The organism is Vogesella sp. EB (genome assembly GCF_001037925.1).
Classification (GTDB): Bacteria; Pseudomonadota; Gammaproteobacteria; order Burkholderiales; family Chromobacteriaceae; genus Vogesella; species Vogesella indigofera.
In genome coordinates this window covers 124,404-145,926 of record NZ_LFDT01000007.1, presented here as the reverse complement: position 1 = coordinate 145,926, position 21,523 = coordinate 124,404, and the positions used below count along the sequence as shown (strand labels likewise).

The following is a 21,523-nucleotide window of genomic DNA, read 5'->3' as shown; positions in this document are numbered from 1 at the left end:
TGCGCTGGCTTGTCCAGTCCCTCTGCATTGCGGCCAACCTTGGCTAATTGCCTGTGCCAAGGCATGGCATGGCATGCCAGCGCCAAACGATGGCTTGTGTCCTATAGTACGAGTCGATGACGGTAGTCATAGCAACAAGGTCGGCTCTGCATTAAGATAGACGTCTTTTTTCGGGTCGTGTCAGAGTGGGTCGTTCACTACTTGTCGCCTCTCCGTGTTGCCCCATGAGATTAACCATGAAGAATCCTCAGATGAAGTCCAACAATGAAACCGCGCTCGGTGCGGCGCTCAAGTCTGCTGTCCAGAGTCTTAGCAAGAAAAGCCAGACAGAAATGATTGCGGCACATGTTTACGCCAAGTACGACGTGTTCAAACTATTCCGTCCCTTGGCGCTGGGGATTCATGAGACCCTGATTGCGGAACTGCCGCAGTTTGATCCGCAACTGGTTTCGCGCATGCTGGCCAACCATTGCCGCAAGCAGCGCTACGTGAAGTCGCTGGCCCGTGGTGGCAAACGCTTCGATCTCGCGTTGAAGCCGGTGGGTGTGGTTTCAGCCGAGGAAAAAGCTGCCGCCGAGAAAATGTGTCTGCCGAAAGCGGAGAACCCCGTTGCAGTTGCCGCCGAGGTGCCGCAGCCTGTCGCTGACCCAGTGGCTTCCGATGCTTCTGAAGCGTAACGACCGGATGTTGCCAGCCCCTCTCGCGAGGGGTTTTTCTTGTGTGGTACTTGTTTGAGGTGTGGCGATGCTGACCGTTCGTAACGGCGTGCGGGTCGAGGTCTGGCGTGGCGATATCACGCAGCTGGATGTCTCGGCAATCGTGAATGCGGCCAACGTTTCGCTGCGTGGCAGCGGCGGGGTGGATGCGGCGGTGCACCGTGCGGCCGGTGGTGAGCTACTGTCGGCCTGCTTGCAGCTGAATGGTTGTGCCGCAGGTGAAGTCTGTGTCACGCCGGGTTTTGCCTTGCCTGCGCGCTGGATTTTCCACGCGGTCGGACCGCGGTGGAAAGGTGGCGAAGACAACGAAGCGCAATTGCTGGCGTCTTGCTATCACAAGAGCCTGCAACTGGCGGCAGATAAGCAAGTGGCCTCGATTGCCTTTGCCGCCATCAGCTGTGGCGCCAACCATTTTCCGCCGCTGGCTGCGGCCAACATTGCCTGGCATGTGGTGGAAACCTATCTGGCGGCACCGCCGCCGGCACTACGCAAGATTGTCTTTGTCGCCTTTGATGAGGAAGTCCATCGTGCCTGGCAGAAGGTGCTGGTCGGCATCAGCTGATACCGATTGGCTGGGGCGATGTGACAACATGTCGCACATGCCAGCCGGGAATCCATGCGATCGGATCAATGCTTAGCAAGAATTGGTATTAGCCATCAATGGTGGTGCTGGTTAGAATAAATGGCAATATCTATCGTCATAGAAGATGGACTGGAGGAATAAAATGCACATCGCGAATTCTGTAACGGAGCTGATCGGCAATACTCCGCTGGTGCGCCTCAATCGGGTCACCGAGGGCGTGGGGGCGACGGTGGTTGCCAAGCTGGAGTTCTTCAACCCCGGGCACAGTGTCAAGGACCGTATCGCCGTGTCGATGATCGATGCGGCGGAGCAGGCCGGCAAGATCGGGCCGGAGACGATTATTGTGGAGCCGACATCGGGTAATACCGGTATCGGGCTGGCCATGGTATGTGCGGCGCGTGGTTACAAGCTGGTGATTACCATGCCGGAGACGATGAGTCGCGAGCGTCGCCAATTGCTGCGCGCCTATGGTGCTGAACTGATCCTGACCCCAGGGCCGGAAGGTATGGGCGGTGCCATCGCCAAGGCCAAGGAACTGGTTGCGGCCAACCCTGAGACGTACTTCCTGCCGCAGCAGTTCGAGAATCCGGCCAACCCTGAGATCCACCGTCAGACCACCGCCGAGGAGGTCTGGCGCGATACCGATGGCCAGATCGATATCTTCGTGGCCGGTGTCGGTACCGGCGGTACCATTACCGGGGTGGGCGAGGTGCTCAAGGCGCGCAAGCCCGGGGTGCAGATTGTGGCGGTCGAGCCGGACGCGTCGCCGGTATTGTCCGGTGGTGCCAAGGGGCCGCATCCGATCCAGGGCATTGGCGCCGGTTTTGTGCCGGCAATCCTGAATACTGCGATCTACGATGAAGTGATCCGGGTCAAGAATGATGATGCCTTCGAGACGGCGCGCGCCGTGGCGACCAAGGAAGGTGTGCTGGTGGGGATTTCTTCCGGTGCCGCCGTGTGGGCCGCCTTGCAGCTGGCCAAGCGTCCGGAAAATGCCGGCAAGCTGATCGTGGTGGTGATCCCGTCCTTTGGCGAGCGTTACCTGTCGACGCCATTATTTGAGCACCTTGCTTGAAGTGAGTGAGCGCAGCGTTACAATAACGACCATGAAACAGATATTCATGGTCGTTTTTATTTTGGGCGCGCTGTCTGCATGCGCGGTGCTGCCGCCTTTGCCGGGCACCAGCGGTGGTCTCGCGGTGCGGCCGGCCGTCGTGTCGCCATCGCAGCGGCTGTACGAGGAAGCGCAGACGCTGTCGGCGCGGGTGGCCAAGGGTGAGCTGAGCCGAGTGGCGGTTGCCGATCAGCTGGGGGCGCTGCGCGTGCAGCTGGTTGGTCGCAATGCGGTCGATGATGACGTGTTTGCCCTCTATAGGCAGATTGCGGTGCGTCGCGATGCCGGGCAGATTGACGGTGCCAAGGCGCAGCAGCTGATGCAACAGCGCTTGCAGATGTGGCTGGAACGTTGGCCGCGCCTTGCCAGCAAGCCGGCACAGCCGGCCTTCACCAGCTTCATGCTCAAGCTGTACAGCATGCCGGCACTGGGACAGTGACAAGATGAAACGCAAAACAGCAAGCAGTGCCGCAGTGTGTCCGTGTGGGAGTGGCCAGGTCTATGCCGCCTGTTGCGGCCAGTATCATGGTGGGCAGCCGGTGCCGAACGCCGAGGCCTTGATGCGTTCGCGCTATAGCGCCTTTGTGCTGGGTGACGAAGGTTATCTGCGTCAGAGCTGGGCGGCAGAAAGCTTGCCGGACGAGCCATTGCTGGATGCCGCGGTCAAGTGGCTGGGGCTGACCATCCTGTCGACGGAGGCAGGTGGCGAGCAGGACCAGACCGGCGTGGTCACCTTTGTTGCCCGCTACAAGATCAACGGCCGTGCCGGGCGGATGCAGGAGTGTAGCCGCTTTGTACGTGAGCAAGGCTTGTGGCGTTATCTTGATGGCGATGTGAGTGATACCGCCGCCAGCTAGGCGAAATACTCCAAGAGCTCACTTGTCAGGGCTTGCAACTGTGCTGCGCTTGCTGGCATGGTGAGTGGCGAGAGGTTCGTATTGCAAGCATGCAAAAAGGCAAGCCGGTTCGGCTTGCCTTTTTGCTTTTGCAGCCAGGGATGGCTTGGGCGCTTAGCGCGTAGCTTGGGCGATGGCTTCTTTGGCTGCGTTCAGGGCATTGCTGCGGGCATCGTCGCCCATGGAGACGGCTTCGGCGCGGATGAAGCGCACGTCGCTGATGCCGAGGAAGCCGAGTACGGTCTTCAGGTAGTCTTCCTGGAAGTCCATGGCCTGGCCTTGTTCGTTGCTGTAGACGCCGCCGCGAGCGGAGACCACGTAGACGGTCTTGCCGCCCGCCAAGCCAACCGGGCCGGTCTCGGTGTACTTGAAGGTGCGGCCGGCGACCGCAACGCGGTCGATCCAGGCTTTCAGTTGCGACGGGATGGAGAAGTTGTACATCGGTGCACCGATGACCAGGATCTCGCTGCCGAGGAATTCGCCGATCAGCTGTTCGCTGCGGGCGCGCTCGGTGCGCTGCAGCTCGCTCCAGTCGCTTTCCGCGGTGAAGGCGGCGCCGAGGATCTCGCCCGACAGATGCGGAATTTCGTTGCTGGCCAGATCGTGGTAGATCACGCCGGTGCTGCCGTGTTGTGCTTGCAGGCTGTCGACCAGCGCGCGGGTCAGCTGGCGGGTAACCGAGTTGTCGTTGAGGACGCTGGAATCAAGGTGCAGGATTTTCATGGTGAGCTCCGTTTCGGGTGAGTGCCGGTTGGCAGTAGCAATGGAACGTATGATAGTTTTTGCGACAATATCGGACTAGACTGCGAAATCGGGAATGATTGTCCTGAAGTTGATACCAATGCCAGCGGAGCGCGCACGATGCATGACCTGAACGACCTGTATTTCTTTGCCAAGGTGGTTGAGCACGGTGGTTTCATGGCGGCGGCGCGGCAGATCGGGGTGCCCAAGTCGCGGTTGTCGCGCCGGGTTGCCGAACTGGAGGCGCGGCTGGGGGTGCAGTTGCTGCAGCGGACGACGCGGCGGCTGGCGCTGACCGAGGTGGGGCAGGCCTACTTCCGCCACTGTCAGGCGATGCTGGCCGAGGCGGAGGCGGCGCAGGAGGCGATCGCGCGCGCCACCGACGTGCCGCGCGGCCTGGTGCGGGTGAGCTGCCCGGACCTGCTGGCGCAGTCACTGCTGGCGCCGTTGTTGCCGGAGTTCATGGCGCAGTATCCGGAGGTGCGCATCCTGCTGGAGGTGACCGGGCGCCGTGTCGACCTGATCAATGACGGCATCGATGTCGCGCTGCGGGTGCGCTTGCGGCTGGACGACAGTGCCAGCATCGTGGCGCGTCCGCTGGGGCAGTCGTCATCGTTCCTGGTGGCCAGCCCGGCGCTGCTGGCCGAGCGTGGCCTGCCGCAGCGCCCGTCCGATCTGGCGTCATGGCCGGCGCTGGTGATGTCGCGGCCTGACGGTCGCGGCGAGTGGACGATGCATGACGAGGTCGGCCAGCTGTACACCGTGCAACTGGCATCGCCGCGGCTGATGACCGACAACCTGGTGGTGCTGGCACAGGCGGCGATCGATGGCTGCGGCGTGGCGGCGTTGCCGGTGCTGGTCTGCCAGCAGGCACTGGCCGATGGCCGGCTGCGACGGCTGTTGCCGAACTTCTCCATGCCGGGCGGCATCCTGCATCTGGCTTTTACCGGCCGCCGCCATCTGGTGCCGGCGGTGCGGGTGTTTGTCGACTTCCTGGTGGCGCGCACGCCGCAGTGGAATGCGCGCTTCGAATGACGACTATTGCGGCCTGCTGCGCGCCGTATGACGCGGTTCGCCGCCACTTGCTGCCGGGAGCGACGCCAAGGTTGGCCGCAACGACACATCCGGCGCGCGCCGGTGTGGCGCATTTGTCTCGGGCGCGGCCGGCGCTTCTGCTACAATCCTGCCCCCTCCTTATTGAATGAACGGGTTGCACGATGGTTATTCCGGCATGCGGTGTCGATTTTGGCACCTCCAACTCCACGGTCGCCTGTGTCCGCGCCGGGCAGAGCCAGTTGCTGATGCTGGAAGACGACAAGGCGACCCTGCCATCGGTGGTGTTCTTCAATGCCGAGGAGGAAAGCACCGCCTTTGGTCGGGCCGCGATCGGCGAATACCTGGACGGCTACGAGGGGCGGCTGATGCGCTCGCTGAAGAGCCTGCTCGGCACCAGCCTGATGAACGGCCAGACCGAGGTCAATGGCCGTGCGCTGCGTTTCATCGACTTGCTGTCCTCGTTCATCGGCACCCTCAAGCAGCGCGCCGAACAGCAGGCGGGGCAGTCATTCAGCCGCGCCGTGTTCGGCCGGCCGGTGTTTTTCATCGATGACGATCCGGTTGCCGATCAGCTGGCGCAGGACACGCTGGCCGATGTCGCGCGCCGTGCCGGCTTTCAGGAGGTCGCCTTCCAGTTCGAGCCGATTGCGGCGGCCTTCGACTACGAAAGCCGCATCGAGCGTGAAGAGCTGGTGCTGATCGTCGATATCGGCGGCGGTACCTCCGACTTTTCCTTGGTGCGCCTGTCGCCGCAGCGCCGCCACCTGCTGGATCGCCGCGACGATATCCTCGCCAACGGCGGCGTGCATATCGGTGGTACCGACTTTGACAAGCAGCTGAGCCTGCACAGCGTGATGCCACTGCTGGGCTACCGCACGCGGCTGAAGAACAATGCCGAGGTGCCATCCGGCTACTACTTCAATCTCGCCACCTGGCACACCATCAACTTTGCCTACACCCGCAAGACGCTGGCCGACCTGCAGGGGGTGTACGTCGACGCGCTGGAGCGCGACAAGCTGGACCGGCTGTTTTCGGTGATCAACAAGCGCGCCGGGCACTGGCTGGCGATCCAGGTGGAGGCGGCGAAGATCGCGCTGTCCGACAGCGAGATGCACCAGCTGGCGCTGGACGAGATTGCCGCCGGCCTCACGCACCAGCTGACACGCAGCCAGTTCGACGAGGCGATCGAGCGCCAGATCGACAGCGTGACGCAGACCATCGACCGCCTGCTGCAGGATGCCGGTATCACCGCCGCGCAGATTGATACCGTGTTCTTTACCGGTGGCGCCAGTGCGGTGCCCCTGCTGCGCGAGCGGGTGGCGGCACTGTTGCCGCAGGCGGCCAAGGTCGAGGGCGACCGTTATGGCAGCATCGGCAGCGGCCTGGCGCTGGATGCGATGCGCCGCTTCGGCTGAGCGGGGCTTGGCTCGCGCCGGTGTGGCGGGCGCTGGCGAAGGGAATTGCGGCCAACCTTGGGCAAGGTTGGCCGCATTGTCTGGTAGGCCGGACGCGCCGGCAGAGAGGTGTCAGCCGACGAATTCCACCGGTACGAAATAGCTGTGGCCGATGCGGGTCAGCAACACCTGCGGTTGGCCGGCGACCACGGCACGGAAGGCGCGCGGCAGGCGTTTCCAGTCACGGAACATCATCTTGATCGGGTCGTTGTAGCTGTTCATGGCTTGCTCCTTGCGGTCAGTCCACGGCGTGAATGACGTTGGTCACGACGCCCCAGATAAAGAAACTGGCATCCTCGGGTACTTCGATCGGCTTGAAGGCCGGGTTTTCCGGTAGCAGGCGCACCCGTCCGGCGGAGCGCTCCAGCCGTTTCACCGTCAGCTCGTCGTTGATCACCGCCACCACCACCTTGCCGTTGCGCGGTTCCAGCGAGCGATCGACCACCAGCATGTCGCCATCGTGGATGCCGGCATTGATCATCGAGTCGCCCTTGACGGTGACGAGAAAGGTCGACGCCGGCTTGCGCACCAGGTGCTGGTTGAGGTCGATGTCGGCCTCTTTCAGGTCGTCGGCGGCGACCGGCGAGCCGGCCGGCACGCGGCTGGCAAACAGCGGCAGCGACAGGTTTTTCAGTGCCTCGCCGAGCAGGGCGATGTCGCCGATGCTGCTGTGGTTGATGCTGCGTAGGCTGCGGTATTCGTCTAGCCAGTTTTCCAGTACCGGTTTCAGCGGCTCCGGTACGCGCATGGCGACGGTCTTGTCACCGCCGAAGCGGGATTTGCGACCGGCGCCTTCGCGCTTTCCTCCTTGCGATGACATCTTGACTCCTCCTTGTTTTTGATTGTGTACGAATTCAAAAAACAAGGCAAGCTTAATTGTGGCGCGGGCTGCGGGATTGTGGTTTTTTGGCGTGACCGTTTGCGGATCAAGGGCTTGGCGGGATTGTCGGCCAGCTGGCCACGGGAGTGAGGCCGGGGATGCCGTGGCGCTTGCCGCGGCAGACCGGCCCGGCGGCGGCTTGCGGCCAACGTTGGCCGCAAGCCGTATGGGTGAAACGGGCCGGTGTCGCGCCGGCCCGTGACGGCTTGGAACCTGTTCAATGTCTGCTGCGCTTCGGCGATACCGCGTTGAAAATGCCTTCGGATGCTCATTGACCCCATGTCAACTCCGCTTCCTCAGGCATTTTCGCCTTGTCTCGCTCTAGCTCGCGAGACTTTGAACAGGTTCTTAGCGGCCTTCGCCGGCCTTGATGATTTTCAGGGTGTTGGTGCTGCCCATCAGGCCGACGCTGTCGCCGACGGTGACCACCAGGATGTCGCCCTGCTCGACGCGGCCCTGGTCGATCAGCTTGCGCTCGGCGGCAGCGAGCAGTTTTTTCGAGTCGGCGGCGGTGGGCAGCAGCATCGGGAATACGTCGCGGTACAGCGCCAGGCGGCGATAGGTGCCCACCTCCGGCGTCAGCGCGTAGATCGGCACGCCGCAATTGACGCGGCTCATCCACAGTGCGGTGGAGCCGGTCTGGGTCAGCGCCACCAGCGCGCGCACCGGCAGGTGGTTGGCGGTGAACAGCGCGGCCATGGCGATGGACTGGTCGACGCGGCTGAATTCGCGGTTGAGGAAGGCGCGCTCCAGCTGGTAGTCGGACGAGGTTTCTGCCTCCAGGCAGACGCGCGACATCGACTCCACCGTCTCCACCGGATACTGGCCGGCGGCGGTTTCCGCCGACAGCATCACCGCGTCGGTGCCGTCCAGCACCGCGTTGGCGACGTCGGAGACCTCGGCGCGGGTCGGCACCGGGCTGCTGATCATCGATTCCATCATCTGGGTGGCGGTGATGGTCAGCTTGTTGCGTTCGCGCGCGAGGCGGATCATGCGTTTCTGCAGCGCCGGCACCGCGGCGTCGCCGACTTCCACCGCCAGGTCGCCGCGCGCCACCATGATGCCGTCGGCGGAATCGATCAGGTCGTCGAGGTTGGTGATCGCCTCGCAGCGCTCGATCTTGGCGATGATGCGTGCCTGGCTGCCGGCGGCGTGCACCAGCGTGCGCGCCATGTACAGGTCGGCGCTGCTTTTCGGGAAGGACACCGCCACGTAGTCGGCTTCCAGCTGTGCCGCGGTCTTGATGTCGTCGATGTCCTTGCCGGTCAGCGCCGGCGCGGTCAGGCCGCCGCCCTGGCGGTTGATGCCCTTGTTGTTGGACAGCACGCCGCCGACCTTGACGCGGGTGTGGATCTGGTTGCCGAGCACCTTTTCCACGGTCAGCACGATGCGGCCGTCGTCGAGCAGCAGCACCACGCCGCTGGCGACGTCGTTGGGCAGCTCCTTGTAGTCGAGGCCGACGCGCTGGTCGTCGCCCAGCTCGCAGTCGGCGTCGAGGATGAACGGCTGGCCGTTGGTGAGCGTGGTCTTGCCGTTGGCGAACTTGCCGACGCGGATTTTCGGGCCCTGCAGGTCGACCATGATCGCCACCGGCATGCCCAGTCGTTCCGCGGTGCTGCGCACCAGCGCGGCACGGTCGATGTGGTCCTGGGCGCTGCCGTGCGAGAAGTTGAGGCGGACGACGTTGACGCCGGCCTGCAGCAGGCGTTCCAGGGTTGCCGGATCGCTGGAGGCGGGGCCGAGGGTGGCGACAATCTTGGTGCGGCGGGTCATGGTGTTGCTCTCCGTTATTGAGTGTCTGTAATTATGGTACGGAATGGCGTTGTAATTAAGCAGCTACAGCGGTAATAAAATTACGCTGCGACAAGGTTGGCCGCAAGCCGTCATCCTGTCGGCGCGAATGGCGGGGCACTGCATGGCAACGTTCTGGCATAAGTTGTGACGATACCGGTATTGGGCGTTGTTTTTGTGCCAAGCAGATTCGTGATTGTAATCAATCACTCGCGTTTTGACGGCGGATTGGCCGTTGCCGCCAATAACGCGAAACGCTTGCATTCAAGACGCCCTGCCGGGGGCGTGGTAAAGTTGATTGTCTACAAAAAGGGTGATCACGAGTCACCCTGTGATTATTTTGGCGGAATTATTGGCATGAAATGTCTCCGCCGGCGGAATAAAGGAGCGCCTTGTTGTGGTGAATATTGCAGCCCTCGAACCTACCATCGTGTGGGAACACTTTCAGACCCTGTGTGACATTCCTCGTCCTTCCAAACATGAAGCGGCGCTGCGCGACTATCTGAAAGGCTGGGCGGAACTGCGCGGTCTGGAGACGGTGGTGGACAAGGCCGGCAACCTGATCGTGCGCAAGACGGCGACGCCGGGTATGGAAGACCGTGTCGGCGTGGTGCTGCAGGGCCACCTCGACATGGTGTGCCAGGCCAATACCGGCACCGTGCACGACTTCTTCAATGACCCGATCCGTCCGGTGCTGAAGGACGGCTGGCTGATCGCGGAAAACACCACGCTGGGTGCCGACAACGGTATCGGCGTGGCGCTGGGGCTGGCGGTGCTGGCCAGCAACGACATCGTGCACGGCCCGGTGGAAGTGCTGATGACGCTGGACGAAGAGGCCGGCATGGGCGGCGCGCTGGGGCTGGAGCCGGGGCTGCTGCAGGGCCGGATGCTGATCAATATCGATACCGAGGAGTGGGGCGAGTTCTACATGGGCTGTGCCGGCGGCATCGATGTCAATGCGCGACGCAGCTACCAGTCGCAGTCGTTGCCGGCGGGCTTCGAGGTACGCCAGCTGACGGTGGCCGGGCTGGTCGGCGGCCATTCCGGCGCCGATATCCACCTCGGCCGCGGCAATGCCAACAAGGTGCTGATCCGCCTGCTGCGCGAGCTGGAAGCGATCACCGACCTGCGCGTGGCGTCGTTCAATGGCGGCACCGCACGCAATGCGCTGGCGCGCGAGGCCTTTGCCGTGGTGGCCTATCCGGCCGCCGACGGCGACAAGCTGGCGGCGCGGCTGGATGCGTTCCAGGCGTTGATGCGCTTTGAACTGGCCGGCGTCGACGAAGGGGTGAGCATTGCGGCCAACCTTGCCAGCGCCAGCGAGGTGCTGGCGCCGGCCGACCAGCAGGCGATCTTCCGCGCGCTGCACGCGGCACCGCACGGGGTGAAGCGCATGAGCCAGCGCGTCGGTGGCGTGGTGGAAACGTCCAATAATCTGGGGGTGATCAGCATTGCCGACGGCAAGGTGTTCACCAACCTGATGGTGCGCTCGCTGCTGGACAGCGGCTTCCAGAATCTGGCCAGCGAGATCGTCGGCCTGTTCCAGCTGGCCGGTTTCGAGGTGGGAACCGAGGGCGGCTACCCGGGCTGGGCGCCGAATCCGGCCTCGCCGCTGCTGGCGCTGTTCCAGCAGGTGTATCGCCAGCAGTTCGGCGCCGACTCCGGCGTGCAGGTGATCCATGCCGGGCTGGAGTGCGGCATCATCGGCGCCAAGTACCCGCAGATGGACATGGTGTCGTTCGGCCCCAATATCCGTGGCGCGCATGCGCCGGGCGAGCGGGTGGAGGTAGCCTCGGTCGGCAAGGCGTGGCAGTTGCTGCAGGCGGTACTGGCCGCGGTGCCGGCCAGAGCCTGAGTCGAAGGCCGCGTAGCATGAAAAAACCCGCCAACCGGCGGGTTTTTTCATGGCTACGGCCGCACGTCAGGCGAGGTCGGTCCTGGTCCGGGTTTCGCGCACATTGCTGGCGAGGTAGTGCCGGGCGTAGTCGAGGAAGGCGTCGGTGCTGAGCGGCCGCGAGTAATAGTAGCCCTGGATCTCGTTGGCGCCGATTTCGAGGATCTTGCGCAGCTCGCTCTCGGTCTCCACGCCTTCGGCGACCACGGAAATGCCCAGCTGGTGCGACAGGTCGGTAATCGCCTGCACGAACAGCGGCAGCCGCTTGTCCCGGTCCAGATGCTTGATGAACGACTTGTCGATCTTGAGCTTGTCGAAACTGAGATCCTTCAGGTAGGAAAACGACGACCAGCCGGTGCCGAAATCGTCCAGCGCGATGCGGATCTGCTTTTCCTTCAGCTGGGTAAAGATCTTGCGGCTGAGCTGCACGTCTTCCAGCGCGATGTTTTCCGTCAGCTCCAGGATCAGCTGGCTGGCGGGTAGCGGGCCGCCCTGCAGCCAGTCGCTGACGCGGTTGACCAGGTTCTGGTTGAAGATCGAGCTGCTGAGGTTGATCGAGAAGTGGATGTGGCGCAGGGTGTCGGCCGGGAAGCGGGCGATATCATGGCGCATGCGGCGGAACAGCCACTCGCCCAGCTTTTCGCCCAGCCCGTTTTCCTCGGCGATCTGGATGATGTCCGGTGGGTTGATGAAATTCAGCTTGGGGTGGTTCCAGCGGATCAGTAGCTCCACTCCCAGCTGCTGCGGCTGGCTGATGTTGATGATCGGCTGGTAGCACAGGTACAGCTCGGTATTCTGCGGCTCGGCCAGCAGCTCCTGCAGGTGGCCGGCCAGCAGCCGCTTGCGCTGGTACTGGTCGAGCATGAAGCGGTTGAATACCTGGTAGTGCAGCTGCTTGTCCTGCTTGGCGCTCAGCAGTGCCAGGTCGGCAAACAGCACCATCTCTTCCACCGAGCTGGCGTGCTGCGGGTACTGGCTGATGCCCATGTTCAGTTTCACGCGGTGGGCCGGGTCTTCGCTGTGCAGCAGCCGTTCGAGCTGGTTGTAGATCTTGCGGGAGTAGGCGAACCAGCTGTAGCCGGACATGTTGCCGAACATCACCAGCGCAAATTCGTCGCTGCCGATGCGCGCCAGGTAGACCTCCTCGTTCCGGTGCTGCTGCAGCAGCTCGGCGATCTGCGCCAGCAGCCGGTCGCCGGCGGCATGGCCGAAGCTGTCGTTGACTTCCTTGAAGCGGCTGAGGTCGACCAGGCACAGCACCACCTGCGCCTCCGGCGCCGCGGTCAGCTGCGCCAGCTGGTGCATGAATGCGGCGCGGTTGGGCAGCTGCGTCAGCACGTCGTTCCAGGCCAGGAAGTGCTGTTTTTTCGACTCGCGGAACAGCAGCGCCAGCATGATGAGACTGAACAGCAGCAGGATGCCGATGGCGGCAAAGTTGCGGATCTTGGCTTCGTCCAGCAGGCGGGTTTCCTGCAGCGCATTGGGGCCGGTGAAATTCTGCACCATGATGTCGCGCAGCCGCGGAATCAGCGTGTCCAGCTCCTGGCTCATCTGCGCCAGCGTCGGGTCGCTCGGGGTGGGGGCGGCGATGGCGCGCTCGTGACGTTGCAGCACGTCGAGAATGCGGCGCACCAGCTCCTCGGCGGCAAAACGCTGGCGGATATCCTTGGTTGCCTCGCCGGTCAGGAACACGTCCATGCGGTTCCAGGCGATGTCGTAGCTGAGGCTGAGCTGCTTGCTGTCGGCGTGGCCGACCTGGTACAGCTTCAGCGTCTCCTGCAGGCGGTAGACATCGATTTCCAGCTGCGCCAGCGCCCAGGCCGAAGTCTGGGTGTAGGTGGTGACGGTGCGGAAGGTGCGCTCATAGTTCCATGTCGACCAAGCGGTCACCGCGAGGAAGGTGCACATGACGGCGGCGAAGAAGAGGAACCTGACTTTGCCCATGATTCATTCGGCTTCTATGGTTCTGGCTTGCCACACCATGTAGTTGTGGTATTTCTCGTGGTTGAGCTCGGGGTGCTCGCTCAACGGCAGGATGATCCACAGCGGGCCCTTATTGCGGCGGCTCATCGGCTGGCCATCGACGTGGGTGGCCAGGATTGCCTGGTATTGCAGCGCCACGGCGGTGGGTATCCTGGCCCAGAAGTCATTCAGCGCGTGAACCTTGAGCGTTTGCGGCGTGATCTGCAACTGCTGGAGCAGGGTGCTGATCGCGACGCCGCGATAGTGGTGCTTGCCGGTGGTCCACGGCGTGGCGGTGGTGATACTGGCTTGCGGCAGTGCGGCAAGCTGTTGCAGCGTGAAGTGGTGTGCTTGCCCGGCGCTGCGGGTTACGGTCAGGATCACGTCGTCGGCCGCCATGGCATGCGCGGCGCTGCCCAGCAGGGCCAGGGTCGCAAGACTGTTGCGCCATGTGTTCATTGCTGTCTCCTTTCCGCTGTGTGGTCTGAACGGGAGGTCGCACTGTGGCGGCCGCTTGCCATCTTGCTGTCGTGGGTCTTGCCCCTTGCCCCTTGGCCGGTCTTCGCGGCTGGCTGTTGCCTGTTCTCCGATTCTTGCCGGCGCAGCTGCCGTGCTGGTCGCTGCCGCAGACAGGAAAGCCGCTTGGCAGCGGCTTTCCTTGGGGTCGGAGCTTGCCTTGCGGCCAACCTCAGGCGGTGTGGAAGCGGCTGAAGCTCTGCCGGATCTCCTCGGTCAGTTCGCTCATGCGCGCGGCGGCGGAGACGGCCTCGTCGGCGGCCTCGCGGTTACGCTGGGCGATGGCGGTAATGCGCTGCACTTCGCGCGACACCTGCTCGCCGGAGCGGGCCTGGTCGGACAGCGAGCTGGCGATCGATAGCACGCTCTGGCCGACGGTCTCGGTGCCGTTCTGGATCGCGACAATCGATTCGCCGGCGCGCTGGCCCTGTGCCGCGCTGGTGTGGGCGCGTTCCACCGACTGGTTCATCGCTTCCACTGCCTGTTGCGAGCTGACGCGGATGGCGCCGATCATCTCGGCGATTTCGCCGGTGGCCTTGGTGGTGCGCTCGGCCAGCTTGCGCACCTCGTCGGCGACCACGGCAAAGCCGCGGCCCTGTTCGCCGGCGCGGGCTGCCTCGATGGCGGCGTTCAGCGCCAGCAGGTTGGTCTGGTCGGCGACGTCGCGGATGACCGACACGATGTTGTCGATGGTCTGCGACTGGCGGCCCAGCTCGTGGATGCTGCCGGCGGTGGACTTGATCAGGGTGCTGATGGCATCCATTTCGCGTACCGCGCCCTGGATCACTTCCACGCCCTGGCGGGCATCGCCGCTGGCGGTGCGGGCCGCGCTTTCGGCGCTGCCGGCGCTGTGGTGCAGTTCCTGTACGCCGACGGCCATCTGCTGGATCACGCTGGCCATCTCGTCGGCGGCACGGTTCTGTTCTTCGGAGCGGCTGACCAGGCGCTGCATGGTGTTGCGCAGTTCATCCGAGGCGGCGCTGCTTTCCTGCACGCTACGCTCGACGGTGCGCAGGGCGCCGTTCAGTTCGCTGGTCATGCGCGACAGGTTGTACAGCAGCGAGCTGTTGTCGCCCTTGCCGATCTTGACGCTGATGCCGAGGTTGCCGTGCGCGATCTCCTTCATCACTTCCGCGGCGTAATCCGGTTCGCCGCCAATCTGGCGCGTCAGCGAGCGGGCAATCAGCAGTGCCACCATGATGCTGGCGCCGACGCTGGCAATGATGGCGATGATCGCCGCCAGCATGGTTTCCTTCAGCGTGCTGGTGGTGGACGCTTTCTGCTCTTCCATCACCTGGGTGTGGTAGGCGATCAGTTTGTCCAGCTGCATGCTGAGCAGGCGCTCCTGCGGTTCCAGTTTTTCCGAGACGATGATCGAGGCGTCCCATTTCTGGCGCACGATCATCGGCAGCAGCTTGTCGACCAGGACGTTGAATTCCTTCATCGACTTGTCGATCTTGCCGACCAGTTCCACCTCTTTCGGGTCCTTGGCCAGCGTCTGCATTTCCTTGAATTCCAGCTGCGCCTTGGCTGCCGATTTCTTCAGGATGTCGAGTTTTTCCTCGACCAGCTTGTCATCGCTTTCCAGCAGGATGGTGCGTGCCGCGTTGGTGACCGACAGCAGGGCCGCGCTCAGCGAGCGGGAGTTCTGGATCACCGGGATGCGGTATTCCACCAGTTCCGATACCCGTTCCTGAATACCGCCGAGGCGGAACAGGGTAAAGGCCGAGCCGAGCACCAGCAGGGTGATGACGGCACCGAAGCCCAGCGCCAGGCGCTGTGCCAGTTTTAGTTTCCCCATGATTTTGTCCTTGCAGAGTATTTTTTGTAGGTGATGTCGGGTGTGCGGCGCATACGGTGTGTGCCGCGTTTTGGTGTGGTCGATATTAAATGCAATTGTGATTCTTTAGAATCTTTATCGTAATCACCGCCACTTTGTGCAAGGACTTTACGGGCTGGCCGGCATTTTTGTCACGTTCCGTCTTGTTGTTGCGGCCAAGGTTGGCCGCAAGATGTGGTGGTCTTGCCGCAGCCCGGCTCAGTGTTCGCGGCGGCGCAGCTGCTCGACGGTGTGCTTGATCAGCCAGTGTGCGATGGAGTGTCCGGCCGGGGTTGGCGGCAAGTGGTCGATATCGAACCAGTCGGCGGCTTCGATCTCGCCCGGCTGCGGCGTGATCTCGCCAGCGGCGTATTCGGCGGTGAAAGCCAGCATCAGCGAGTGCGGGAACGGCCAGGATTGCGAGCCGACATACTGCAGCTGCCGGATCCGGATGCCGACCTCTTCCGCCGTTTCGCGCTCGACGCAGGCTTCCAGCGTTTCGCCCGGCTCGACGAAGCCGGCGAGGGCGCTGTACAGGCCGGGACTGAAGTGCGGGCCGCGGGCGAGCAGGATTTCACGGCCACGGGTGACCGCCACCATCATCGCCGGCGACAGGCGCGGGTAGTACAGCTCGCCACAGGACGGACAGCCGCGGCCGTGATCGTGCCGGTGTGCTTGCAGCGGTTGGGCGCAGGCGCCGCAAAAGCGGTGGCTGTGCTCGAAGCGCCGCAACTGTGCGGCACGGGCCAGTAGCGGTACCGCATCGGCCGGGAGGCCTTGCAACGCCTGGCGCAGGGTGTGGGCCTGCCACTGTGGCGGTGCCGCGCCGATCAACTCGGCGCTGAACAGGTTGAATTGGCCGTTGTGGCCGATGAAGTGCGGATTGCTGCTGTGCGCCGGGCGTTGCGCGGGAAAGGCCCCGGCATCGAGCCAGACTTGCTGGCCATCAAACAGGCACCAGCGGGTGGGCAGGCTAGGGTCGGCAACGGCGGGTAAATGGAGTGTCATGGTGGCTGGGCTGGAGACGGATGTGGCGATTCTATGCCCTCGGTGCGTTTGGTGAAACCGGGTCGCGCATTTCAGGCGGCGAGGCGCTGGTGGTCAGGCGGGCTGGCGAATGGCGTGGCATGGTGCGGCGGGTATCCGCTTGCGGCTGGCCGCAGCTGTGCCGGGCTGCCTTGCGCCAGCAGGCGGCCGCCGGCCAGCAATACCAGCCACTGCGCGTGACTGGCGGCGGGACTGTGCTCGGGCAGGGTGCAGACGATGGTGCGTCCGGTCGGCGCCAGCCGCGCCAGTCGCTGCATCAGTAGCAGTTGTTGCTGTGCAGAGAGGTGCGCGGTCCATTGATCGAGCAACAATAGCGGCGCGGGCTGGGCCAGACTGCGGGCGATGCGCGCCAGTTGCAGTTCGCTGGGAGTCAGGTTGGCCAATCGTTGTCCGGCTTGTGCCTCCAGTGCGACCAGTCGCAAGGCCAGGGTGGCGGCGTCACGATCCAGTGGCGACGGTCGCAGCAGCCAGCGCGAGGCCGGCAGGCGACCTTGTAGTACGTAATCGCACAGCCGTTGTCGCGGATTGGTGGCGGCTGGCGCCAGTCCGGCAATGCGGGCATCGTGGTGGCCCGCTTGCGGCAGCGGCTGGCCAAACAGGCGGCCCTGCTGCCGGCCGTGTGCGCCGGCCAGTGCCTGCAGCAGCAGGCTGTGTTCCGGGGCATGGGCGGCAATGACGGCGGTGACGCGGTGGGCCGGGATTTGCAGTTGCTGGCAATCAAGCAGGCTGTCGTTGCCACGGCGAACCTGTAGTCGCTCAATCTGGTAGGCGAGATCTGGCATTGGCTGCTCCTGAGTTGATTGCCGGGTTGAGGTGATCCGGACTTGTGCTGGCCGCATGGCAGGCTGTGTGCCTGCCGGTGCCGGTGCTGGTGCCGGGACGGGGTCGCCGGGCTTGCCTTGTCGTTGTGTGGGCGGATGCTTGCGACTTGCGGCCAACGTGCGTGCGGTGCTGTGCTAGGGCGTCTGCCGGTGCGTGGTCCACATCCAATTTTTACTAAACAAGAATCATTATCAAATGATAGCGACTCTGCGCCTTGTCGGCAAGTAGGGGGTGTCTGGCGGAGGGGAGGGCGGGCGCAACGACGGCTGCGCCCGCGGATGGTATTCAGCTGGGCAGCTTGTCGCGCGTGGCGCGTGCTTCGCTCACCAGACGCTGGAACAGCTCGCTGACGGTGGGGATGTCGTCGAGCAGGCCTTGCACCTGGCCGATCAGCTGTACCCCGCGCTGATGATCGCCATCCTCGATCGCCAGTCGGATCGATTCGGTGGCGGCGCCGAATTGTGCCAGCTGGCGCAGGTTCTGTGGCTGCGTCAGCATGCCGCCCAGTACCGTCTTGCCGAGTGGCAGCTTCATGCGGCGCGCCGTGCCCAGTGCGCGCCAGCCGGCCACCAGCAGGCTCAACCGCTTGCGGGTCAGCTTGCGCGCGGTCGGGGTATCCATCACCCGGCACCACAGGCCGTCGAAATTGCGCGAGTAGATGGTGTCGCCGACGCTGCGCTGGCGAATCATGTCCTTGGTGGTGTGGTGTACCGGGCTTTCCTGGGTCATGGCGAGGCGGCTGCCCATGGCAATGGCGTCGGCGCCCAGTGCCAGTGCCGCGATCAGCCCCTGGCCGGTGCCAAAGCCGCCGGCGGCGATGATGGGTAGCGAGCTGACCTTGCGGATGGCCGGAATCAGTACCAGCGAGGTGACTTCGCCACCGTGGGCGGCTGCCTCATGGCCGGTGACCAGTAGGGCGTCGACGCCGATCTTCTCTGCGGAAATGGCATGCTTCTCGGTGACCACGGTGGCGATGACCTTGCCGCCATAGCTGCTGGCGCGCTTGACGATCCAGTCGCCCTTGCCGAGCGAGAAATTGATCACCGGCACCTGCTCCTGCAGCGCCACTTCGGCGTTTTCCCTGGCACCGGGCATCATCAGGGTGCAGCCGATGCCGAACGGTTTGTCGGTCAGGCTGCGGATGTGGCGGATGGCGCTGCGTGTCTGCTCCGCGGTGAGCGGGCCGGTGGCAAGGATGCCCAGGCCGCCGGCGTTGCTGGTGGCGGCGACCAGTTCCGGGGTGGCGATATAGCTCATGCCGGGGCAGAGCAGGGGTAGCTGGACGCCAAAGGTCTCGGTGAAACGGGTGTGCATGATCGGGCGGCTCCGGAGGGCGGGAATGCGCTATTCTTGACACACTATTGGCTTTTTTTCAAACGGTCGTTTGATATGTATCTAATTGTGATTGCGTGGCTGTACGTGGTGCTGATGCTGGCGGTGGTGCAGGACAGCCTGATTCGCGCCGGCATTCTGCTGTTTTTCCTCGGCTTCCTGCCGACGCTGATCGTGTTGCGTTTGCGCCGCCGCCGCATCAGGCGCCTGAAAAACCCGGACGGCGAATTTTGAGCGGCTGACTGCTTGAACCCGCCGTCACGGCAATGCTACAATTGCGAGTTCCCTCAATGTCTGGGGGATATCACGCACATCCGTACCAAAGGGTGCCTTGTACGCAAGGTTGTCTGTACGGATGGAGGCATAACCCTTTAGGAGATTTAAATGTCCAACAATGTGACCATGCGTCAAATGCTTGAGGCCGGCGTTCACTTCGGCCACCAAACCCGTTTCTGGAACCCGAAAATGGCTCAGTACATTTTCGGCAGCCGTAACAAGATTCACATCATCAACCTGGAAAAGACTCTGCCACTGTTCGTTGGCGCCCAGGACTATGTGCGTCGTTTGACTGCTAACAAAGGCAACGTGCTGTTTGTGGGTACCAAGCGTCAGGCGCGTGAGATCGTCCGTGAAGAAGCGTCCCGTGCAGGCGCGCCATTCGTGGATCACCGCTGGTTGGGCGGTATGCTGACCAACTACAAGACCGTTAAGCAGTCCATCAAGCGCCTGGAAGACAAGCGCGCGGCCCTGGAACTGGCTGGCGATTCCGGTTTCAACAAGAAAGAGCTGCTGGATATGCAGCGCGAAGTTGAAAAGCTGGAGCGTTCGCTGGGTGGTATCAAGGACATGAAGGGCCTGCCAGACGCGATCTTCGTAATCGACACCGGCTACCAGAAAGGTGCCGTTGTTGAAGCCAAGAAGCTGGGCATCCCGGTTATCGGTGTTGTTGATACCAACAACTCGCCAGAAGGCATCGACTACGTAATCCCAGGTAACGATGACTCCAGCCGTGCCATCCGTCTGTACGCTCGCGGCATCGCCGACGCCGTACTGGAAGGCCGCGCCCAGTCGCTGCAGGAAATCGTTGCTGCTGAACCAGCTGCTGCTGAATAAGCTAAAGGGCAACGCGAAAAAGGGGCGCAAGCCCCTTTTTTCGAACCCTGATGAGACGTAACCGTATACTTTTGAAGGAGTAAGTCATGGCGGAAATTACCGCAAAGATGGTTGGCGACCTGCGCGCAGCGACTGGTCTGGGCATGATGGAATGCAAGAAGGCACTGGTTGAGGCCGAGGGTGATCTGGCCAAGGCAGAAGAAATCCTGCGCATCAAGTCCGGCAACAAGGCTTCCAAGATGGCCGGCCGTGTTGCTGCCGAAGGCATCATCGGTTCCTGCATCGAAGGTGGTGTTGGCGCGCTGGTGGAAGTGAACTGCGAAACCGACTTCGTTGCCAAGGATCCGACCTTCCTGGCGCTGGCTGCTGCTGCTGCCAAGGCTGTGGTTGTGGCCAACCCTGCCGATGTCGAAGCGCTGTCCGCCGTTGAAATTGACGGTGTATCGGTAGAAGAAATCCGCAAGGCCGCCATCGCCAAGCTGGGCGAGAACATGACCATCCGTCGTTTTGTTCGCTACAGCACCGAAGGTACCATCGCGACTTACCTGCACGGCGCCAAGATCGGTGTCATCGTTGACCTGAACGGCGACGAAGCCCTGGGTCGTGATGTCGCCATGCACATCGCCGCTTCCAAGCCGATCTGCGTGTCGAAAGACCAGGTTCCGGCCGAGACGCTGGAACAAGAGCGCAAGATCTACACCGCACAGGCAGCCGAATCCGGCAAGCCAGCCGACATCGTTGCCAAGATGGTTGAAGGCCGCGTGAACAAGTTCCTGGCCGAAGTGACCCTGGTGGGTCAGCCTTTCGTCAAGAACCCGGACGTGACTGTAGAAAAACTGCTGGCCGAGAAATCGGCTAAAGTGAATGCATTCGCGATGCTGGTTGTTGGCGAAGGCATCGAAAAAGCCGTAGTTGACTACGCTGCTGAAGTGGCCGCTGCTGCCAAGCTGTAATCCCCGTTAACTGAACGGTCCAACGGCACCCTGCTTGCAGGGTGCCGTTTTGCAAATTGAATTCTAACCCCACGCCCGAGGTGATCATGAGCCAAGCTCCTGCCTATAAACGAATCTTGCTGAAATTGTCCGGTGAGGCCCTGATGGGTGATGACAGTTACGGGATCAACCGTGCCACCATCGAACAAATTGTCGGCCAGATCAAAGAAGTGGTGGCGATGGGGATCGAGGTAGGTGTCGTCATTGGTGGCGGCAACATCTTCCGTGGCGTGGCGCCTGCCGCTGCCGGCATGGATCGTGCCACCGCCGACTACATGGGCATGATGGCGACGGTGATGAACGCACTGGCGCTGAAGGATGCGATGACCAAGGTTGGCCTCATCGCCCGCGTGCAGTCGGCACTGACCATGCAGCAGATTGCCGAGCCTTACGTGCGCGGCAAGGCGATGCAGTATCTGGAAGAGGGCAAGGTCGTCATCTTCGCCGCCGGTACCGGCAACCCGTTCTTCACCACCGATACCGCGGCCGCGCTGCGCGGCATGGAAATGAACGTGGACATCATGCTGAAGGCGACCAAGGTGGACGGCGTGTACACCGATGACCCGAAGAAAAACCCGGATGCGGTGCGTTACCAGACGCTGACCTTCGACGAGGCCATCTCGCGCAACCTCAAGGTGATGGATGCCACCGCGTTTGCACTGTGCCGCGACCAGCAGCTGAATATCAAGGTGTTCAGCATCTTCAAGGACGGCGCGCTCAAGCGCGTGGTGCTTGGCGAAGACGAAGGCACGCTGGTACACTGCTGAGCCTAATGAATATGGATAGGGCGGAAGC

General features: G+C 62.9%; 22 protein-coding genes. 12 read left to right on the top strand and 10 right to left on the bottom strand.

What is annotated here, in order from left to right; genetic code table 11:
* The first annotated feature begins 236 nt into the window (after positions 1-236).
* The 5 genes from ACG97_RS06515 to ACG97_RS06495 all read left to right on the top strand — a co-directional run bounded on the left by ACG97_RS06515 (position 237) and on the right by ACG97_RS06495 (position 3,270).
* A complete protein-coding gene (locus tag ACG97_RS06515; protein ID WP_369793031.1) occupies positions 237-677 on the top strand; it encodes a ProQ/FINO family protein in 441 nt (146 codons plus the stop codon).
* Positions 678-744: 67 nt separating this feature from the next.
* A complete protein-coding gene (locus tag ACG97_RS06510) occupies positions 745-1,278 on the top strand; it encodes a macro domain-containing protein (protein ID WP_047966526.1) in 534 nt (177 codons plus the stop codon).
* 163 nt (positions 1,279-1,441) lie between these two features.
* Complete coding sequence (cysK, locus tag ACG97_RS06505) at positions 1,442-2,374, top strand: cysteine synthase A (RefSeq protein ID WP_047966525.1); 933 nt, start codon at positions 1,442-1,444, stop codon at positions 2,372-2,374.
* 46 nt (positions 2,375-2,420) lie between these two features.
* The gene (locus ACG97_RS06500; RefSeq protein WP_156167982.1) at positions 2,421-2,852 is read left to right on the top strand and encodes a hypothetical protein; all 432 of its coding nucleotides are present in this window, start codon (positions 2,421-2,423) and stop codon (positions 2,850-2,852) included.
* A 4-nt stretch (positions 2,853-2,856) separates the two neighbouring features.
* Complete coding sequence (locus ACG97_RS06495) at positions 2,857-3,270, top strand: YchJ family protein (protein WP_047966523.1); 414 nt, start codon at positions 2,857-2,859, stop codon at positions 3,268-3,270.
* A gap of 153 nt (positions 3,271-3,423) precedes the next feature.
* Here the strand turns inward: ACG97_RS06495 and ACG97_RS06490 are convergent, their stop codons facing one another.
* Positions 3,424-4,032, bottom strand: a complete 609-nt coding sequence (locus tag ACG97_RS06490) for an FMN-dependent NADH-azoreductase (RefSeq protein WP_047966522.1) — start codon at positions 4,030-4,032, stop codon at positions 3,424-3,426.
* Between the two features lie 138 nt (positions 4,033-4,170).
* Between ACG97_RS06490 and ACG97_RS06485 the strand changes: the two genes are divergently transcribed.
* Both ACG97_RS06485 and ACG97_RS06480 read left to right on the top strand, forming a co-directional pair.
* Complete coding sequence (locus ACG97_RS06485) at positions 4,171-5,085, top strand: LysR family transcriptional regulator (protein WP_047966521.1); 915 nt, start codon at positions 4,171-4,173, stop codon at positions 5,083-5,085.
* 182 nt (positions 5,086-5,267) lie between these two features.
* Complete coding sequence (locus tag ACG97_RS06480) at positions 5,268-6,521, top strand: Hsp70 family protein (protein ID WP_047966520.1); 1,254 nt, start codon at positions 5,268-5,270, stop codon at positions 6,519-6,521.
* 111 nt (positions 6,522-6,632) lie between these two features.
* Here ACG97_RS06480 and ACG97_RS17840 read toward each other — a convergent pair whose 3' ends face one another.
* The 3 genes from ACG97_RS17840 to pyk form a co-directional block, all read right to left on the bottom strand.
* Positions 6,633-6,782, bottom strand: coding sequence for a hypothetical protein (locus ACG97_RS17840; RefSeq protein ID WP_170152080.1), 150 nt, complete (start codon positions 6,780-6,782; stop codon positions 6,633-6,635).
* Positions 6,783-6,798: 16 nt separating this feature from the next.
* Positions 6,799-7,380: a LexA family transcriptional regulator gene (locus tag ACG97_RS06475; RefSeq protein WP_047966519.1), complete on the bottom strand. Its 582-nt coding sequence runs from the start codon at positions 7,378-7,380 to the stop codon at positions 6,799-6,801.
* A 408-nt stretch (positions 7,381-7,788) separates the two neighbouring features.
* Complete coding sequence (gene pyk, locus ACG97_RS06470; protein ID WP_047966518.1) at positions 7,789-9,213, bottom strand: pyruvate kinase; 1,425 nt, start codon at positions 9,211-9,213, stop codon at positions 7,789-7,791.
* Positions 9,214-9,631: 418 nt separating this feature from the next.
* On the opposite strand from pyk, the gene ACG97_RS06465 reads away from it, so the two are divergent.
* Positions 9,632-11,086, top strand: a complete 1,455-nt coding sequence (locus ACG97_RS06465) for an aminoacyl-histidine dipeptidase (protein WP_238377272.1) — start codon at positions 9,632-9,634, stop codon at positions 11,084-11,086.
* A 66-nt stretch (positions 11,087-11,152) separates the two neighbouring features.
* Here the strand turns inward: ACG97_RS06465 and ACG97_RS06460 are convergent, their stop codons facing one another.
* The 6 genes from ACG97_RS06460 to ACG97_RS06435 all read right to left on the bottom strand — a co-directional run bounded on the left by ACG97_RS06460 (position 11,153) and on the right by ACG97_RS06435 (position 18,605).
* A complete protein-coding gene (locus ACG97_RS06460; protein WP_047966516.1) occupies positions 11,153-13,069 on the bottom strand; it encodes a bifunctional diguanylate cyclase/phosphodiesterase in 1,917 nt (638 codons plus the stop codon).
* 3 nt (positions 13,070-13,072) lie between these two features.
* Entirely contained in the window at positions 13,073-13,546 is a 474-nt protein-coding gene (locus ACG97_RS06455) for a molybdopterin-dependent oxidoreductase (protein WP_047966515.1), read from the bottom strand.
* Between the two features lie 229 nt (positions 13,547-13,775).
* Entirely contained in the window at positions 13,776-15,404 is a 1,629-nt protein-coding gene (locus tag ACG97_RS06450; RefSeq protein ID WP_053068091.1) for a methyl-accepting chemotaxis protein, read from the bottom strand.
* A gap of 237 nt (positions 15,405-15,641) precedes the next feature.
* Entirely contained in the window at positions 15,642-16,430 is a 789-nt protein-coding gene (gene nudC / locus ACG97_RS06445; RefSeq protein WP_047966514.1) for an NAD(+) diphosphatase, read from the bottom strand.
* 71 nt (positions 16,431-16,501) lie between these two features.
* Entirely contained in the window at positions 16,502-17,251 is a 750-nt protein-coding gene (locus tag ACG97_RS06440; protein ID WP_047966513.1) for an ABC transporter ATP-binding protein, read from the bottom strand.
* 325 nt (positions 17,252-17,576) lie between these two features.
* Complete coding sequence (locus tag ACG97_RS06435) at positions 17,577-18,605, bottom strand: nitronate monooxygenase family protein (RefSeq protein ID WP_047966512.1); 1,029 nt, start codon at positions 18,603-18,605, stop codon at positions 17,577-17,579.
* A gap of 75 nt (positions 18,606-18,680) precedes the next feature.
* On the opposite strand from ACG97_RS06435, the gene ACG97_RS17835 reads away from it, so the two are divergent.
* The 4 genes from ACG97_RS17835 (at position 18,681) to pyrH (ending at position 21,495) form a co-directional block, all read left to right on the top strand.
* On the top strand, positions 18,681-18,857 hold the full coding sequence (locus ACG97_RS17835; RefSeq protein WP_189374182.1) for a hypothetical protein: 177 nt from the start codon (positions 18,681-18,683) through the stop codon (positions 18,855-18,857).
* A 150-nt stretch (positions 18,858-19,007) separates the two neighbouring features.
* The gene (rpsB, locus tag ACG97_RS06430) at positions 19,008-19,736 is read left to right on the top strand and encodes a 30S ribosomal protein S2 (protein ID WP_047966511.1); all 729 of its coding nucleotides are present in this window, start codon (positions 19,008-19,010) and stop codon (positions 19,734-19,736) included.
* An 86-nt stretch (positions 19,737-19,822) separates the two neighbouring features.
* Entirely contained in the window at positions 19,823-20,689 is an 867-nt protein-coding gene (gene tsf / locus ACG97_RS06425; RefSeq protein ID WP_047966510.1) for a translation elongation factor Ts, read from the top strand.
* Between the two features lie 86 nt (positions 20,690-20,775).
* Positions 20,776-21,495: a UMP kinase gene (gene pyrH, locus ACG97_RS06420; protein ID WP_047966509.1), complete on the top strand. Its 720-nt coding sequence runs from the start codon at positions 20,776-20,778 to the stop codon at positions 21,493-21,495.
* Positions 21,496-21,523: the final 28 nt, after the last annotated feature.

What these genes read in the sequence shown, in the direction of transcription:
- ACG97_RS06515 (WP_369793031.1), top strand. Translation starts at nt 237, where the DNA reads ATGAAGAATCCTCAGATGAAGTCCAACAATGAAACCGCGCTCGGTGCG.
- ACG97_RS06510 (WP_047966526.1), top strand. Translation starts at nt 745, where the DNA reads ATGCTGACCGTTCGTAACGGCGTGCGGGTCGAGGTCTGGCGTGGCGAT.
- cysK (WP_047966525.1), top strand. Translation starts at nt 1,442, where the DNA reads ATGCACATCGCGAATTCTGTAACGGAGCTGATCGGCAATACTCCGCTG.
- ACG97_RS06500 (WP_156167982.1), top strand. Translation starts at nt 2,421, where the DNA reads ATGGTCGTTTTTATTTTGGGCGCGCTGTCTGCATGCGCGGTGCTGCCG.
- ACG97_RS06495 (WP_047966523.1), top strand. Translation starts at nt 2,857, where the DNA reads ATGAAACGCAAAACAGCAAGCAGTGCCGCAGTGTGTCCGTGTGGGAGT.
- ACG97_RS06490 (WP_047966522.1), bottom strand. Translation starts at nt 4,032, where the DNA reads ATGAAAATCCTGCACCTTGATTCCAGCGTCCTCAACGACAACTCGGTT.
- ACG97_RS06485 (WP_047966521.1), top strand. Translation starts at nt 4,171, where the DNA reads ATGCATGACCTGAACGACCTGTATTTCTTTGCCAAGGTGGTTGAGCAC.
- ACG97_RS06480 (WP_047966520.1), top strand. Translation starts at nt 5,268, where the DNA reads ATGGTTATTCCGGCATGCGGTGTCGATTTTGGCACCTCCAACTCCACG.
- ACG97_RS17840 (WP_170152080.1), bottom strand. Translation starts at nt 6,782, where the DNA reads ATGAACAGCTACAACGACCCGATCAAGATGATGTTCCGTGACTGGAAA.
- ACG97_RS06475 (WP_047966519.1), bottom strand. Translation starts at nt 7,380, where the DNA reads ATGTCATCGCAAGGAGGAAAGCGCGAAGGCGCCGGTCGCAAATCCCGC.
- pyk (WP_047966518.1), bottom strand. Translation starts at nt 9,213, where the DNA reads ATGACCCGCCGCACCAAGATTGTCGCCACCCTCGGCCCCGCCTCCAGC.
- ACG97_RS06460 (WP_047966516.1), bottom strand. Translation starts at nt 13,069, where the DNA reads ATGGGCAAAGTCAGGTTCCTCTTCTTCGCCGCCGTCATGTGCACCTTC.
- ACG97_RS06455 (WP_047966515.1), bottom strand. Translation starts at nt 13,546, where the DNA reads ATGAACACATGGCGCAACAGTCTTGCGACCCTGGCCCTGCTGGGCAGC.
- ACG97_RS06450 (WP_053068091.1), bottom strand. Translation starts at nt 15,404, where the DNA reads ATGGGGAAACTAAAACTGGCACAGCGCCTGGCGCTGGGCTTCGGTGCC.
- nudC (WP_047966514.1), bottom strand. Translation starts at nt 16,430, where the DNA reads ATGACACTCCATTTACCCGCCGTTGCCGACCCTAGCCTGCCCACCCGC.
- ACG97_RS06440 (WP_047966513.1), bottom strand. Translation starts at nt 17,251, where the DNA reads ATGCCAGATCTCGCCTACCAGATTGAGCGACTACAGGTTCGCCGTGGC.
- ACG97_RS06435 (WP_047966512.1), bottom strand. Translation starts at nt 18,605, where the DNA reads ATGCACACCCGTTTCACCGAGACCTTTGGCGTCCAGCTACCCCTGCTC.
- ACG97_RS17835 (WP_189374182.1), top strand. Translation starts at nt 18,681, where the DNA reads ATGTATCTAATTGTGATTGCGTGGCTGTACGTGGTGCTGATGCTGGCG.
- rpsB (WP_047966511.1), top strand. Translation starts at nt 19,008, where the DNA reads ATGTCCAACAATGTGACCATGCGTCAAATGCTTGAGGCCGGCGTTCAC.
- tsf (WP_047966510.1), top strand. Translation starts at nt 19,823, where the DNA reads ATGGCGGAAATTACCGCAAAGATGGTTGGCGACCTGCGCGCAGCGACT.
- pyrH (WP_047966509.1), top strand. Translation starts at nt 20,776, where the DNA reads ATGAGCCAAGCTCCTGCCTATAAACGAATCTTGCTGAAATTGTCCGGT.